This window comes from Hallella bergensis DSM 17361, from assembly GCF_000160535.1.
GTDB classification, from domain to species: Bacteria; Bacteroidota; Bacteroidia; order Bacteroidales; family Bacteroidaceae; genus Prevotella; species Prevotella bergensis.
The window spans coordinates 479086-495823 of record NZ_GG704780.1 but is presented as its reverse complement, the minus strand read 5'-3'; the positions used below and the strand labels follow the sequence as shown (position 1 = coordinate 495823).

General features: G+C 47.7%; 8 protein-coding genes. All 8 read right to left on the bottom strand.

Annotated features, from left to right (window positions below; translation table 11 throughout):
• Positions 1 to 28: 28 nt before the first annotated feature.
• The 8 genes from HMPREF0645_RS01975 to HMPREF0645_RS01940 all read right to left on the bottom strand — a co-directional run bounded on the left by HMPREF0645_RS01975 (position 29) and on the right by HMPREF0645_RS01940 (position 16658).
• Entirely contained in the window at positions 29 to 1201 is a 1173-nt protein-coding gene (locus HMPREF0645_RS01975) for an MFS transporter (RefSeq protein ID WP_007173146.1), read from the bottom strand.
• An 882-nt stretch (positions 1202 to 2083) separates the two neighbouring features.
• Complete coding sequence (locus HMPREF0645_RS01970; protein ID WP_169305445.1) at positions 2084 to 3640, bottom strand: calcineurin-like phosphoesterase C-terminal domain-containing protein; 1557 nt, start codon at positions 3638 to 3640, stop codon at positions 2084 to 2086.
• A 28-nt stretch (positions 3641 to 3668) separates the two neighbouring features.
• On the bottom strand, positions 3669 to 5195 hold the full coding sequence (locus tag HMPREF0645_RS01965; RefSeq protein ID WP_007173142.1) for a Kelch repeat-containing protein: 1527 nt from the start codon (positions 5193 to 5195) through the stop codon (positions 3669 to 3671).
• A gap of 89 nt (positions 5196 to 5284) precedes the next feature.
• Positions 5285 to 8062, bottom strand: a complete 2778-nt coding sequence (locus tag HMPREF0645_RS01960) for a M16 family metallopeptidase (protein WP_169305444.1) — start codon at positions 8060 to 8062, stop codon at positions 5285 to 5287.
• Positions 8063 to 8299: 237 nt separating this feature from the next.
• Positions 8300 to 8806, bottom strand: a complete 507-nt coding sequence (locus HMPREF0645_RS01955) for a hypothetical protein (protein WP_007173140.1) — start codon at positions 8804 to 8806, stop codon at positions 8300 to 8302.
• Between the two features lie 31 nt (positions 8807 to 8837).
• Positions 8838 to 10259 carry a RagB/SusD family nutrient uptake outer membrane protein gene (locus HMPREF0645_RS01950; RefSeq protein ID WP_007173139.1) on the bottom strand — a complete coding sequence of 474 codons (1422 nt, stop codon included), beginning with the start codon at positions 10257 to 10259 and terminating at the stop codon, positions 8838 to 8840.
• Position 10260: 1 nt separating this feature from the next.
• The gene (locus HMPREF0645_RS01945) at positions 10261 to 13245 is read right to left on the bottom strand and encodes a SusC/RagA family TonB-linked outer membrane protein (RefSeq protein WP_245543984.1); all 2985 of its coding nucleotides are present in this window, start codon (positions 13243 to 13245) and stop codon (positions 10261 to 10263) included.
• Positions 13246 to 14150: 905 nt separating this feature from the next.
• Positions 14151 to 16658 carry a YfhO family protein gene (locus HMPREF0645_RS01940; RefSeq protein ID WP_007173137.1) on the bottom strand — a complete coding sequence of 836 codons (2508 nt, stop codon included), beginning with the start codon at positions 16656 to 16658 and terminating at the stop codon, positions 14151 to 14153.
• Positions 16659 to 16738 lie beyond the last annotated feature (80 nt).

The following is a 16738-nucleotide window of genomic DNA, read 5'->3' as shown; positions in this document are numbered from 1 at the left end:
CTTTTTGTGATGGATAGTTAACGGTCGGTTATCCTATCCGACGCAGTGTGTGTTTTGCAAAGATAGAGATAATCATTCCTGGAACTGCCATTGCTACCGCATACCACAACAGACTGAATGCTCCATAGCGTATCAACAGCAGTCCTGCAATCCACGTTGTGATCATGATGGAGAGGTTAAACATGCACGACTGCACCGACATGGCCACGTCTTTTCCATGTTCTACCTGGTTGCCCACAGCGGCCTGGAACAACGTAACGAGTGGTCCAAACGACAATCCCCACAAGAAGAAACCCAAATGAGAGATGCCACTGGCACCCTTAAAGAAGTAGAAGATTAACATAGCGACGCCAAGGAAAGCAAACATCAACACGGTAAGCTCGCGCAGATACTTGTCAATATACTTCGTGGCAATAATAATCGAAATCAAAGAACCAATACCGAAGACAAGCAATGCCATTTCGACACCACCTTCAATACCAATCTCTCCTACCAATTGGGTGATGTAGGTATAGACGCCATAGTGTCCACAAACGCCCAACAAGGTGAGCAAGATAATGAGTAGGATAGCCTTGTTCTTGAGCATGGCGAATGGAGAAGTGCTCGATGTGAGTTTCTCGCCCGGTGTTGACGGTAACATGAAGAGTGACAATACAGCTATCAGGCCAACCAGAACACCCAACGTAATGAACTCGATGCGCCAACCAAAATGGTCACCAATTGAGGTCATCAAAGGCATACCAAGACTAATACCTAACGTGTTGCCCGCCATAATAATGGCTACAGCCCGGCCTTGATGATTTGGCTCAACGAGTCGCATGCCGAAGGCTGCAATCATGGGCCACATTACTCCTGCACTGATACCACCAAGAAAACGCAGTGCCAATATCAGATAGTAGTTATGCACCAGGCCTGACAAAATGTTACAAATTGCAAAGCCAATCAGCAACAGTAACAGTAGGTTTTTGCGGTTGAGGTGCATTGTGGCAGAAATGAGAGGAATACCGAAGATCGCCGAGGCAAGGGCATATAAGCCGACCATTCGTCCGCCTTCAACTTCATTGATGTTCAAGTCTCCCATAATCTGTTGCAACACTCCCGAAGGCAGCAGCTCTGATAAAATTCCAACAAAGGTGACCGATGACATCAAGATCATCAGCACCCAAGGAAATACACCTGTAGTTTTGTTTTCATGTACCATACGTCTATTTGTTTTAATGATGTGTTTCCAAAGATAACCAATTAATATGCATGCCACAAATTTTCGATGATAAATTTACGCCACCTTGTTGGTTTCATTCCTGACAAATATGCGATAAAGGATATTTTCGAAAGTTGCATCTTATTTATAGATTTTCAAATGGCACAAGGGAAATCAGGAAAGCACAAGATAATTGGCGTAGGAAAGTAACAGGAAAACCGATGCAGGAATATTTTTGCAACGACTGGCACGACTTTGCACGACACGGCGGAAAGTTGTGAGATGTCGTGGATGTCGGTGCAAATAACAGTAAGGATGTCGGTGATGTCTGATGCATGGCATAGAATCTGTTATCCGGTATTTTTATTTACAAACACCCTTCCATATTTCGCGAATTTGAAAACAAATTGGATTACGCCCGAAATACGGGAAATATGCGGATATTTGCAGATAACTGGCAATCAGTAAGTTAACAAAAAAACTCCGGGAATCTCTATTTTCTTCAGCCACGACTACATACGAATGGCACAACGTTTAGGCTCGAATGGCAGGGCGATGCAGGCTCATTCGCACAACGACGAAGCCCCAAACACATTGCCATAAGACAGCAAAGGCAAGACCTTGGAAAATTTCACAGTGTCTCAGCTAAAAAACATCAACCAAAACATGGCGTTTTTTTCTCCAGATGTTCCTAAATTAGTCACCAAAATTTGGTTGTTTTATTTTACAACGATCAACAATTCACACCGATACAGTGACCTACCGGCATGATTTGGAAAATGTAGAAAGCAATGAGCGTCGGTACCGGAAAGTTCCTGCAAAGACTTGCAGTTGTCGGACATATCCCTTGAACCGACAGGACACTCTTTCTACAAAAACATCCTATTCCGAGGTTTTGTCTGTCGGGAAACAGAAACTCCTAATTCCCGATGCCTCAAATCCGAACTTGTCGGAGGCCTCGACTTCCACGGTATGCGTGCCCGCACGGTATTGTTCCGGCAACGTAATTGTCCATATTTGTTGCGAACTCCGATTACGGAACGGATTCATTCGCGAAAACAATGTGGGGTAAACTTTCCGCAAATTCAACTCGCGCGCACGTGCTACGTATGGATCTATCATCTCACGTTTACCGCATTCCATCCATTGCCCGCCGTCCAGTCGGCAGAAAACGCGCGTGCTGTCGCAACCGCCATAAACATTGACGATCAGCTCTCCAGCGTCCACTTGCTTGAAATCGCGCAGATGGTGTTCGGTAGAGTCGATACCCGTGACATAGATCGACATCTGTTTTCGGGAATCCAGACCTATGCCTTTGTACCTGAACTGATATTTGGCACCGTCGAAATCCAAGACAAAGTAGTTGCGGGGACTTCCCTGTTGCTGCAAGGCCGACGGCACGCCCTGCCAGTTCTTTTCGCCTACCCACCAAAAGCCACACGCTGCACCAACGCCCAATTCGTGCGCACGCACACCCGGTCCGTGCAGGAAGAACCTGCGAATTTGGTGCAGGTGTCCGCTCAGAACAAGGACATCGCCACGCCCCTGCAACAGATTCAGCACTTCTGAGGCATTTTTTGTAAAGGCCAGAGGAATGTGCATGCACAGCACGATGCGGCGGGTTGAAGGAACATACTTGATGTCGTTCCTGATGAAAGACAGCTGCGCGTCGTCTATGCGGCCTTCATATCCCCGGTTTCCAAGTCCGTAGACATTGTTCAGGCAGATAAAATGCACCTCCCCCTCGTTGAACGCATAGGCATCGGCACCAAATGTCCGGTTAAAGGATATGTTCTGGTTTTCACGGATGCTGTCGACATCGCGGTCATGATTGCCGAGAATGGTCCATGACGGCGAGGGCAACTGGCTGATCAGCTCGTCCACTTCGCCGAGCAGTGGCAGGTTGTTGTTTACCAGGTCGCCCATAAAAATATTAACCTCTGCCGAGTCCTTCCCGAGCAATTCCGGCCAAATGGTGCGCATGGCATATTCAATTTCCTGATGATCTGAAACCTGAACGTCACCAATGGCATTCAGCGTGAACCGATGCTTGGGATCCTTCTTCTTCAAGGCAAAGTCCACTTTCGCGGCATTGCCGCACTGCTGATAATGAAAACAGCTGTTCACCGCCCGGCAAGTAGGCAGGGTGTAGTTGGCCGGCAGAATTGGGAATACGCTTTGCCCCTTTCGCACGGGCAGGGCATAATATCCCCGTGTATTCGTGAGAACCACCGTGTCGCCGTTCGACACAGGAAGTCCGGCGAGCCTTTCTTCACGTGCATCGAGGAGTCCGTTGCCGTTGGAATCATGAAAAACCACGCCCGAGACAACAGGCATGCGATGACGAGAGCCTAAGAGCTTTGTTCGCTTTGCATATGTAGGCATGCCTATCAGCAGCAGACAGGCAGTAATGACAAAGGGGTATGAGCGTACACTCATCCCCCTTTTATCATTTGAGTTCAGAAAATTACTTCTCAGCATACATGAATGTATGTAATTTGCTATCATCATCTACAAACACAACGTATGCAACACCCGTTGATGTAAATGCCGCGCTGAGTTCTGAAGCCTTGGTCTTTGCTATCGTAACAGGTTTAGTCCATTGTTTGGTCTCAGCATCCATGTAGACAAACTTTGGATAGTTTTGGTCGTTCTTGTCTGTATAGAACACGTATGGCGTTCCATCGGGAGCCACAGCTATCTTTACATCGTTGTGGCGGTCGTACGGGAAACCGAAATCCAGTTTGTTTCCTCCGACCGTTTCCCAGGTTTTGGTCTTGGCATCATATCTTTGCAGACGTGGGTAATATTCGCCATTCTTGTCGGCGTCGTCCATATTGATAAGATAAAGCGAACCGTCGGGGGCTACGTCCATGTTGGCACCCTTCAAGAAGGTATGTGTCGCATTTGCCTGCAGCTTATCCTCAACGATGGCCTTCCATGCTGAATTTTCGTATTCGAAAATAGAATATTTCGCATCTCCTCTTGTCAAAACGTAGAGATATGCCTTGTTACCACTGTACTTCAGGGTAGAAGAACCGACCTGCTTGCCAGAGCCAAACAAGGAAAGGTAATCCGTGCTCCATCCGTTCTTATAGTTGGATACCACGAGCGTCCTGCGCGCAAACGGACTATTCTTGGAGGCACTGTTGATTTGTGTGACAAGCAATTCATTGCCAAATACGCCGAGACCCAGATAAGTAGCCTGGGTGTTGGAGAAGCCAACATCGCCAACGGTCTCCCATTTCGAACCATTAAACTTCTTTGCGGTCACTGCACCTCTCATCTCGGCTTCCTTATCTGCATAGGCTACGTAGGGTGTGCCATCAGAAGTAATGACAAAATCTACCTCAGACCCGTAAACTTCATTGCTGAAGCCCAGGGCTCCAACCTTTGCCCAAGCTCCATCGGCAAGACGCATGACAGACATCTTGTTGGCAGCCTCTGCATTGGCTTCGTCGGCACGTACCTTAAAGGCTACATAGGGTGTGTTGTCTTTGGGATTAATTCTCAACACCGGTGCACTATAAAGCGTTGCCGTTCCGATCGAAGGTGCTTCAGACCAAACCATATTTGATGCTTTGGTTATCGTTACCGTGTAGCGCAGGTTTTGTGTGCCGTTTGAATTGGAGACGATATAATCTACCGGAGCCGTGAAATTGTTTTTGGTAGATTGGCTCACCTGTTTCACGCCGTCTACCAAAGTCTTGTTGCCCTCGCTAACGGTGAAGCGAGCCACGAGGGCCGATTTGTCCACCATGGCCGGCATGGGAATCTCTATCTCATAAGACGTAGCTGCTTCGGTGAACTTGGGAACCGTTGCAACGTAGTCCTTAGACAAGATGCCGGGATTGTCTTCTGCATAGAAACCGAAAGAAACCAATGATGCTTGCTCTGCCTTGGGAGCTTCTTCCTCATTGTCGGAACATGCCACCAGCGTCATGACAGCCATCAGGGTGAAGCATGTTGCCTTGATAAAATCTTTTATTTTCATTATTCAATAATTTATGGACAGTGATGTCCTGTTAAACTTATATGTGCTTTAATTTTCATTCCTTATTACAAAAGGGAGTATCTAACTTCCTATTTCTCCGTTGCAGGATAAAGAATGGCCTTTATATGGTGGGCATGCTTCATGGCCTTTTTCAGGAAGTTTTGTATATCCTCCATTGACAAAACCTTGACGCGCTCCTCATAATCGTTTAGTGCTTTCCAATTCTCATCATTGAAATAGACAGCATTGCGAATGCCGGAAGTCCAGTAAACGGTGCGCTGCTTCTGCAGACCGTTATCCTTGATAAGATTTTGCTTCACGTCGTCCAGCGCCTGGGCAAAAAGCTGCGGTTCGCTGAATACCTGCTCTATCACCTTGCCGGTCTCTTCTATCAACAGTTCGGCATCCTCGGGTGCACAGACGAAGGCAATGGTGCTACGCGAAAGGAATCGGGGATAAGGCGTTGAGCTGGAAGAAACGCTCACGCTATAGACTTTGCCCATGTCCTCGCGCAGCCGTTTGAGCAATGCCGTTCTTAGAACAGCCTTTGAAACATCGGCCTGCAAAGACAAGTCTGCGTTGTTGCCGAAGGGCTTGTCTTGTTGATACATGAGCATGACGGTAGCCTTGTTTGAGGTGCCGTTGTGGCGAATGAACTCCAAATCCTTCTGTGGAATGTCCCGATAGCCCGCTATCCAAGTTGTATCAACATGTCCCTTGGGCAGTGCGCCAATATAAGTGTTGATATAGGGCAGGAGATCCTCCAGCTCACTGTCACCGGTGACAATAAATGTGAATCCGTTCGCCGAACCGTAGAACCGATGCTGCAACGGCAACATCTCGGCCGGCTTAATAGCCGTGCGCACCAGGTCGGCCGTCAGTTCCGTGTTGGTGTAGTCCTTGCCGTTCATTATCCATTTCAGATCCCTGCTGAACACCTGCATCGGTGTTTCCTGCTTCAGGCTGTCGCTCTCTATCAGTTTTTCAAGAGTGATGCGACAGACTGCCGTGTCGAGCCGGGGTTGTGTCCATTTCAGCCACAACAGTTTGAACATGTCTTCAGCATCTTCAGTAAATGCAGAACCGGCCACACCTGTTCGCAGTTTATCGACAAGGAATCTCATGGAGGCCGAATTGCCGGCGAGGAAATGGCTCAGCTCATCGCGCGTAAATTCGCCTGCGCCCGACAACGAGATGATGCTCGGGCCAATGAGCCCAGTGTAGTAATACGTGGAGTCGACAGCATAGAGCCCACCTTTCCGGAAACCAGACAGAAAGACCCGCCCCTCTTCAGTCGGCGACTTGCGATAGATGACCCGTGCTCCGTTGTCGAGCCGGATGTCCACAGCGTCGATGGCATCGATGGGTGACTGGCTGACGATATGATTGCCAGTCTGAACCTCACACAAGTCGTCGGGTACGTCCAAGTATTTGTAGTAACGCTCAACGGGTAATTGGCGTGTGTCATTAACGAACTGCAACAAATCCTGCTCGCTTTCAAACTCGTCCTTCAGATTCTTACCGCGAAGGAGGAAATGCATATTTTCTGTCTCGAAAACGTCCTGTATGTTCTTGATGATGCTGACAGAATCTATCGTGGGCAGGTATTTTTCCATCAGCTCCAACTCATCGGCTCGCGATATGGCTTTGTAACCATCATAGAAGTCGCCGTAGATATCGTTCATGATTTCGCTTGACCGAACTGTGCCGCTGGCATCGACCTTCTTTTTCATACGGCTGTGCATCGACTTTTTCACCCTTGCGATCTCCGATTCCGTAAAGCCGTAACGATACATTTGCTGCTGACTCAATATGAAATCCCTAATGCCGGAACGCAACTTCCCCTTAACCAGCTCGGCAGAAGCATCAGACACTCCTGCAGCATTGAGGAATCCGGAATGTTGAACCGATGCTTTGGCATAGTCGGGATTGTCAAACGACAACGCATTGAAACGCAGCTTGAACAGTCGGCCGATGACAGCGCGAAGCAGATACTTGCCATAGTCTTCTGCTGTTTGCACATTGCCCGGCAGGTCTGATATCTGCAACATATCGAACTCTATTTTGTTCAGCTTGTCGTTTTCGTAGATTACCGCCTTGTTTTCGGAGTATTTCGGAATGACCGGCTGTTTCCATTGCGGTGCGGCCGTGGGGGTGTGCAAGTTGGAGAACTTCTCGCGGATGGTCTTCTCGATATGTTGCGGGTCGATATCGCCTACCACAGCCACGGCCATGAGTGATGGGTGGTACCATCGCTCATAATAGTCGCGCAACACTTGTGGCGACGCGTGACGGATAACAGCGGTGTCGCCAATGGTGATTCGGTCGGCAAACCTCGAACCGTTCAGCAATTCCATGACAAGCTTCATGCCACTGTCTTGATTGGTGCCGCCCCGTGAAATCCATTCGGAAATAATCACACCGCGCTCCTTTTCAACTTCCACCGAATCGATGAGCATTCCATCTGCCCAATCGGCCAAGATGGTAAGCGTAGAATCTACCATTGCTTTGTCGGCAGAAGGCAACTGCAGCTTATAGACAGTCTCATTGAAAGAGGTATGCGCATTGAGATCCTTACCAAACTTGGCACCTTTGGACTCCAAAAACCTGATGATTCCGTCGCCGGGGAAATGGCGGGTTCCGTTAAAGGCGATGTGCTCTAAGAAGTGGGCCAGTCCGCGCTGATGATCTTCTTCCATCACCGAACCGGCCTTAATAAACAGTCTGTAGACAGCTTCGCCCTTAGGCGTTTGGTTGGGATAAATATAATAGGTCAAGCCGTTGGGCAGTTGCCCCTTAATCAGCTTGGGTGCATAATCTAACTGCTGCGCAAAGATGGCCGTCATGCCTGTGAACAAACCTATCATTGCCAGCAGACATGTCTTGAGACACCTATAACGTGCGGTCGAGTTAATGGTCGTGTTTGTCTTTTTGATCGTGTTTATCAAAAACATTCTTTTCGTTTTGTTTATTTAAAAACCCAGAGCGACAGCATACAATGCCAATAGTTCTTTAATCAGATTCATTCGGCAGCTCGGTCCAGGATTCGTTAGTGTGACAGACTAATGCTTACGGGCAAGGGATTTAAGCCTGTAAGCAGACGCTTAGTTTGTCTTTTCTATAACCAACTCACGCTGTAAATGGTCGGGGCCGGGATAGCCCATCGTCAGGTTCATACTGTTGCTCACCAAGCTGATGGTTATGGTGTTGTCCTTGTCAGGGTCAACCCGGTGTGGCATCCACCGAATGCGGATAGGCATGTTGTAGATTCCGGGTAGAAAGGTTAGCGCACTGGCCTTGTTAACAAGCTCAAAGTCGACACCGGACTGGAGTCCATTGCCTACCTTTACTTCATAATTAACCTCAAGATTGGCCGAGAGTGGCGTGGAACTCAGGTATATATAATAGGTGTTCACATTTCTCACATCGCTTTTGACCACTGTGCGTGAGGCTCCCGTTTCGGTAGCTATGCGTATGAACGGCTCGGTGAAATATTCTTCCTCATCCTTGTTGCACGACGAGAACATTAGCAAAAGCATGCCCATGGCAAGCAGGCTCAGCATGCTTCCGATGCCAACCATCGGGTTATGGTGTTTAAAAATATTGTTCATTTTCAATTCCTTATTTCCTTATTGATGAATCTTATTGGTTAACCGTGGGGTTGGGCTGCATATTTGTGTTGGCATTCAGCTCAGCCTGTGGAATGGGAAGCACAAAGTAATCGCTGGGATACTTCATCTGCTTGACTACGGAGTTTGTCTTGTTCTCACGTACCAAGTCCTGTTTCCAACGGGTGATGTCGTAGAGCTGGTGTCCCTCAAAGCACAGTTCCTTTATCCGTTCTTTCCTTATCAGGTTGATAAGATTGGCGTCCGTGCATTCCGAGAGGATGTCGTTGCTCCGCTGTTCTCCAACGGCACGGCTGACAATAGCGCCTACATAAGTGCGCGCTACATCGTATTGGCCCAGGTTACAGGCTGCTTCGGCTGCCGTCAGGTAGAGTTCTGACAACCGAAAAACAAACGGGTCGTTGCGCGTAGGCTGATTATCGGGTATTTTGGTGGCACGGTATTTAAGGCATTTCACCGTGTCATCACGATTGAGCAACATCAATCGGATGTCTTCTTTGTCATAAAGTGACAGCAGCGTGTCGGCCGGAACACAGGACGACTCATAGAAAGAGCGCAGGCCTCCCATCAAGTCTTGCCCACTCAGGCGCAGCACAGCCTCGCCTTGATAAGCAAGATCGTCAAAGAGTTTGAGGTAATCTTCGCCTTGCGACAACTTTTGGTCATGTATGGCCAACTTAGCATGTTGCAAGGCTTTCTGCCAGTCCTCCATATAAAGGTAAACCCGTGCATACAAGGCATTGACCGATTGAAGCGAGGCATAATGGGCATCGGTGGCCACTTGGTCGGTCAGCAACTTTGAAGCCTCGCCCAAATCCTCGAGTATTCTTTCGTAAACCTGCTTGACAGACTGTCGACTAACATTGTCGTCAGGCCCCGGTGTAATGGTCAGCACGGGTACGCCGAGGTGTGACGCATCTGCTGTATAATTGTAAGGTTGGGCATAAACACGACATAGGTCGAAATGACACAGCGCCCGCAAGAACAGCGCCTGCCCCAACAAGTTTCTGCATTGATCAGTCTCTGTCGGATAACTGGCCTCAACGACAGGTTCATATTGTATGATGTTGTTCACGTTTGACAATGTCACGAATATCTTTCTCCAAATATGACCAACGGCTGACGTTTCCTGATCGGCTGCCGAAGTATAGTTGTACTGATCTATCATATTAGCTCCGCTGGAGGTCACAGTGAGGAAAGCCATATTTCCGGCAACATCCGGATACTTTGTAAACTCGCTGTTGTAATAGTCATACAGTGTTTTGTAGGCACCTGTAAGTCCTGCCTTCAACCCATTGGGATCTGAAAGGAACGAGGGTATGGTAGCTCTGCCTCTTTCCTCCACATCCAAAAAACTGTCACAACTCTGCAACAGAGAGGATGAGAGTATCAGGCCGGCAACGATATATAGGAATGATTTTCTTTTCTGTTTCATGTTAAAAACCGATATTTAATGACAGCGACAATACGCGTTCTGTGGGATAGCCACTCATGGTTGTCTTATAGGAATTGCGATTGCTTCCCGAATAGGGAGACCAAGCAAAAAGATTGTCACCCACGAATGACAGCGTGCAACTACGCGCACCAAACTTGCTGAGCCATTCCTGGGGCAATGTATAGGAAAGAACCAAGTTCTGAAGACGAATCAGAGTCTTGTTGCGTAAGTATCGCGTTGAATTCATACCCGAGCTCGTCGACACTTCCCACAACGGTTTGGGGTTCGCTGCGATTTCTCCTGGTTTGCGCCAGCGATTGAGCTGGTCTACAGCTTGGTTATTGGTGCTGATGCTATATCCATCAGAAAAAGACGATCTGCCAAAGCTTGTGAAGCCGTACCCTCCAAATTGATAGTTGAGGAGAAAGCGAAGCGTGAAGCCTTGATAACTCATCGTATTGGTCAAACCTCCTGTCACCTTCGGAGTCGAGTTTTTGTAAGGCACGCGGTTCGCACTGTTGTAGGTTTTGGTAATATTCCCCTTGGCGTCATACCACATTGGTGAGCCGTCGTAAGGGTCTACGCCTGCCCAACGCACTAAGAAATAGGTATGAATGTCGTACCCCTCAATATAAGAGGTGGTGCCAAAGTTCTTTTGTATTCCGTTGTAGAGTTTTTTCAGCGTGTTTGAATTGTGCGCCAAGTTCAAGTCAGTCGTCCAAGTGAAGTCCCCTTCCTTCTTGGGCACGAAGTTTTTTGATGTGATGGAGACCTCTATCCCTTTGTTCTCAATTTCCCCCACGTTTCTGTAAACCCTCAGGTCTCCTGTTGTTCTTGAAACATCAAGGTTACTTAGTAGGTTCTTGGTATAGTTTCGATAGAACTCAAAATTGAAGTCGAAACGTCTCAGCACCTCAACACGCAGGCCTAAGTTGGTCATGTATGTGGTTTCCCAACTTAACTTCCGGTTTGGTGTACCCGACTGCACTCCGCCGATTTTTCCATGATAAGCATAACTCTCGCCGTATGAATAGAGTCCCAGTGCTTCCTGCGTACCTATTCGCGAGTTACCATTGGTACCATACGTAGCCCTGAGCTTGAGTACACTAATCCAAGGTATTTTGAAGAACTTCTCGTTGTGTATGTTCCACGAAGTTCCCACCGAGGCAAAGCCGGCCCATCTGGCTTCCGACCCAAACTGTGAGTTACCATCACGCCGTGCGTTCACAGTTAGGTAATAGCGTTGGTCGTACGAATATGCCGCTTGACCCAGGAACGAAGCCTTGCGCGAGGACTTGCTGTAATTGGTGCCTTTTCGCGAGTTGGCATATGATATGTCTCGAATATGATCGTTGATGAACCCGGAACCCGTCGCGCCAACGGTTGTATAGTCGCGTGCACCGGCCTCAAATCCCACAACACCATTAATGTTGTGCTTACCAAAGCTACGCACAAAATTTATACGATGAATGCTGGTCCAGTTGGTTAAGTTCAGGGTTTGCCTCGACGAATAGCCGATGCGCTCTTCCAACGATGCCATACCGGTCCAGTTTTTCATCGAGCTATACATTTCCTCTACATTACTTTGGAAGTCGATACCAAACTGTCCGGTATATGACAGTCCTTTCAACGGCTCATAGCGCAACATGAAATTTGGACTGACATAGAGTGCCTTTTGCTTATTCGTATTCTGCTCTCTTACAGCTACGCTGTTTAAGAACTTATGTTTTTGAAACTTAGGACTCCCATCCGGATTAACACCCGTAACCTTCATATTTAATAAGCGGAATGTTCCATCGGGGTTATAGGGACTGTAGATAGGCAGAAATTCATAATAATCACGCCCCATATTAAACAGGTCGTTCGTATTATACGAAGCCGAAAGATTGATAGTAGCCTTGACTTTCTTGTGGAGTTGAAAACCCAAGTTTGTCCGCAGCGAGAAGCGTTGCTGCTTGTTTCCCTTGATCGTTGCTTCATTCTCATAGTAAGAAGCCGAAATATAATAATCAGTCTTTTTCGCATTTCCGTTCAACGAGACATTCGTCTGGAACGTATTACCTGTTCCAAAGAACACGTCGTACCAGTCGGTGTCGGTTGTCGAATAGCTGTTCATGTCGTTATCCTGAAAGGGGAATGCCCTGGGATCAAGCCCTGCATTGACATACGACTCCCTCGCTAATTCAAGATATTGCTTGGCATTGAGCAACTTGGCCGAGGTGCTCTTGTCTATTGTAGAGATACCGTATTGGGTGTTGATATTAATATTGAGCTTCTCGTCCCGGCCATGCTTGGTCGTCACGAGGATAACTCCGTTGGCACCGTCTGCCCCGTAGATAGAGGTTGCACTCGCATCCTTCAGCACGGTAATCGATTCGATATCCTCGGGATTGATAAATGACAGCGGGCTGATAGTATAGCTCTGTCCAGGCATCAGATTGGTGCTCCCACCAGTAAACATGGGCACGCCGTCCACAATCCAAAGTGGTTCATTAGAGGCAGACATCGACGAGTTGCCGCGCACTCGCACGTTAAACCTTGGCCTTGAATGGTCGGGAGTGTCAGAATTGACGTCTATTTTCAGTCCGGGTATCAGTCCGTCCAACATTTTGTCTATCCGCATCTGCGGCATATATTTCAGTTGTTTAGTGTTCACCTGATAGGCACTGCCCACCAGGTCACTCCTTTTTTGCGCCGTACCGTATGCACCCACGACCACAACATCCTGAATAGCCGTGGCATCGTCTACCAAAACAACTCTGACTGTTGTTTTTTCTTTAACAGATACGGTCTGTGTTTTCATGCCAATATACGAAAAAACCAGCTCTTCATTTTTCTGCGTTTCAATGTTCAGACTGAAATTTCCATCTACATCGGTTATGGCTTTGTTTGATGTTCCTTTTTGCTGAACGCTGACACCTGTCAAGGGTTCCCCAAGCTCATCAACAATCGTTCCTGTAACGACTCGCCTCAGTGTCTTTTCCATTTTGGCTTGTGCATGCGCAGGCGCCTTTGCCAATAAGGTTGGCATGCATAGCCCCATTAAGACAAGAGCGAATAATACTTTACCTATATGCTTCATAGTACAATCTTTGAATTTGCAAATATACTAATTTTTGACTAATTTTTTGGATTTAAATAACAATTTATCACAATAATTTAACGTGTATCGGGCGATTTAACATATTTTCTTCTCGAAAAGAATAGATTGTAACTATCCAGCACGAACATATTGTTTTCTATATGTTCTATCTGCGGACCACAAACAGATAAAAACACACGCAAGAACAACAAGTCATGCTTCTGCATCAAGAACGAATGGTATGTTCACGCACCTTGGGTTTAACCTGACAAGGTCGCTCTTATCTCGGATTACAGTGATAATTCTTCAAGAAAGGTTAATCATGTTGACAAAATGCCTTCAAATTTTCGCTGATTTGAAAATAAGTTTGTCTTCACCCGAAATACGAAAAAAATAGCGACAGTTTGTAAACGCCTGACTGTCAGTTGTTTTAGAAATTCAGCCCTTTTTCTTACTATTTTCCCACCTGCGATTGAGTATCGAACGGCATGACGGGAAAGCCTTAACCACCGTGCGACTAAGGCTCTTCCGCGCAGCCACAAAAGCCTAATCGCCCGATGAGAAGGCTCCAATCGCAGCAACCTTACACATTTGGGCAATGCCTGGCTCGACTATACCGAAAAAAGATGGCGCTTTTCTCTCTGAATGACTCGAAAATTCTGCTCCAAAAACGGTAATTATAATTTACTATTTTAGAATGGACATACGCTCAAATCAATGTCCGCAGCATACGCTTTAAAAGGTATTAAGACACGAGAATATATCATATATGCAAGAATACCTACTTTATTTTCAAAGTTATTGAGGGATTATTTCTCCTGTCTCTCACCGTCCTGCTTGCGTCGTTTCCATTGGACGAACAGGCCAAGCGCGGCGAGGACGAGCAGGATGCCGTATGAAGCATAGGCCACGGTCTCGGTGATTCGGATAGAGGACGGATGGAAGTCCATGGCCACCTCGTGTTTACCCGGCTTGATGTTGATAGCCCGCAGGATATAGTTGACACGGCCCAACTCTGTTGGCACGCCGTCGACAGTGGCCTTCCAACCAGGATAATATACCTCGGAGAAGACGAGCACGCCTCCCTTGTCGGAGTTGACTTCGTAGACTAAGGCATTGGGTTCGTAGGATTTGAGCGTAGCCATGGCGGTGGAGCCTTGGGTTACGGCCTGACCAAGTTGAGGCTCGAATTTCTTATCGGCCACGGCCTGATGTTTCAGGTCGATTTTGCCCACGGTCTCAATCTCCTGATTGGCGTTGTCCACATAGCTTATCTTGTCTACAAACCATGCATTGCCGGCTGCGTAGGGGTTTTGGATGGGTACGGTCTGTCCATTCTGCAATCCCATGATAATATACTTGGTATTAAGCATGTTGAGTACGGGGTAGATGGAGTCGCCGTCGACTCGAGTCATATCACCTTCGGCTCCTACTATGGCGGGCAGCATCGCCTGCATCTCGGGTGAGATGTAGGCATCGATCATTTCCTGATATCTGCGCAGTTTGGCCGCGTGGTATCCGCCGATGCTCTTATGATAGTATGAGGTCTCGTTCTCATTGAAAGTGTTGGAGGCCAGGTTGAGGACGCGGTAGTTCAGGGCTTTGTCTTTGAGTATTTGCTGGTCGGTCACGGTCATCTGCTGTGGTGTGTCGCGAATGCTCTTTTCAACAAACATCCCATCGTTGAGGTAACGCTTGTTTACTTGCCACATGTCGATGAGACACAGCACGGTGATGCAGGCTACCACAAACTTGGCATTCATTTTCTTGGCCTTAAAGAGTAACAGGAACAGGGTGCCGATGAGCACAATGCTGAACGAGCGGAGGGCATCTGATGTGAAGATGGACTTACGTATCTCGATGAGGTTGCTCTTGAGTGGTACAAGGTATTGCTGTGGTATCTGGGCCAGGGCTTGGTTCTCTGCACTGGAAATATAATCAGAGAAAAACAGCGACGGAGCCAAATAAAAGAGCAAAGCCACGCCTCCTGTGAGCGCAAAGCTGGTATATACCCACTTCATGTTCTTGGTGAGTGTTTCCGGCTCGTCTATTATTTTTTTCAGTGCCATCATGGCCAGCAATGGTATGGTAAATTCGGCGATGACCAATATTGATGCAACGGTACGAAACTTGGCATACATGGGCATGTAGTCGATAAAAATATTGGTGAGGCCCATGAAGTTCCTGCCCCAGGAAAGAAGCACGGACAAAATGGTGGCGGCAAGCAATGCCCATTTCATCGGCCCTTTCACGATGAACAGGCCGAGAACGAAGAGCATGAGCACAAAGGCTCCCACATAGACCGGGCCGCTGGTGCCTGGCTGCTCGCCCCAATATTGCCCCATCTGCTGGTAGATTTGGGCGAAATTCGGATCGGCTTTCTCCATGGCTTTAGCATTGTCGGCCAAGGGAACACTTGCACCGCCCTTGGTGTTGGGCACGAGCAGCGTCCATGTTTCGCCAATGCCGTAGCTCCACTGGGTGATATAATCGCGGTCCAGCCCGCTGCTGGTCTGATTGTCGGTATTCTTCTTGACAAGTTCGCTCTTGCCACGCATGCTCTCATGGGAATATTGCCAGGTGTGGTATAGGTTGGAGAGATTGATGCAAATCCCTATCGCAGCGGCAGCGAGCGACACGAGAGAGGCTTTCCAGAAATGAGCCATCCGTCCTTCGCGGATCGATTTGACAAGCCAAGCCACAACCATGGGGACAATGATGAACAGATAATAGTAGGTCATTTGCACATGATTGGCATGCACTTCGAAGGCTGCAAATATAGCCGTCACGAGGAATCCCCAAAGGTATTTGCCGCGATAGCACAGCACCAAGCCACCAATCATCGGCGGCAGATAGGCCAGAGCCATCACTTTCCATATATGTCCGGCAGCTATGATAATGAAGAAATAACTTGAAAAAGCCCAGACAATGGATCCAAGCACAGCCAGATACTGACGGAAATTGAAGGCACGCAGCAGGATGTAGAATCCCAGCAGATAGGCAAACACATACCATACGTTTTCGGGCAGACCTAAATGATAGAGGGTCGTGGCCTTGCTCAGCAGGTCGGTGCTGGTGTATGAGGGAGAGGTCTGATAGGTTGGCATTCCACTGAATGTCGAGTTGGTCCACCGGGTACGCTCTCCGGTTTTCTCCAAATATTCCTTGGCTTCCTGTCCGGCTCCCCGCCCAGCAGACGAGTCGTGTTGGTAAAGAATGCGTCCCTCAAGTGTGGCAGGCATGAAATAGGCAAATGAAATGGCTGCAAAAAGCAAGACTGCCAGAATGTCGGGCAGGCATTTCTTCAAAGTTTCCATAAAAGAGCTATAAACGTTTATAATATGTTGGACAAAGGTATATATTTTTTGCTGAAAAGTTAAAAGTTTAAAGTTAAAAG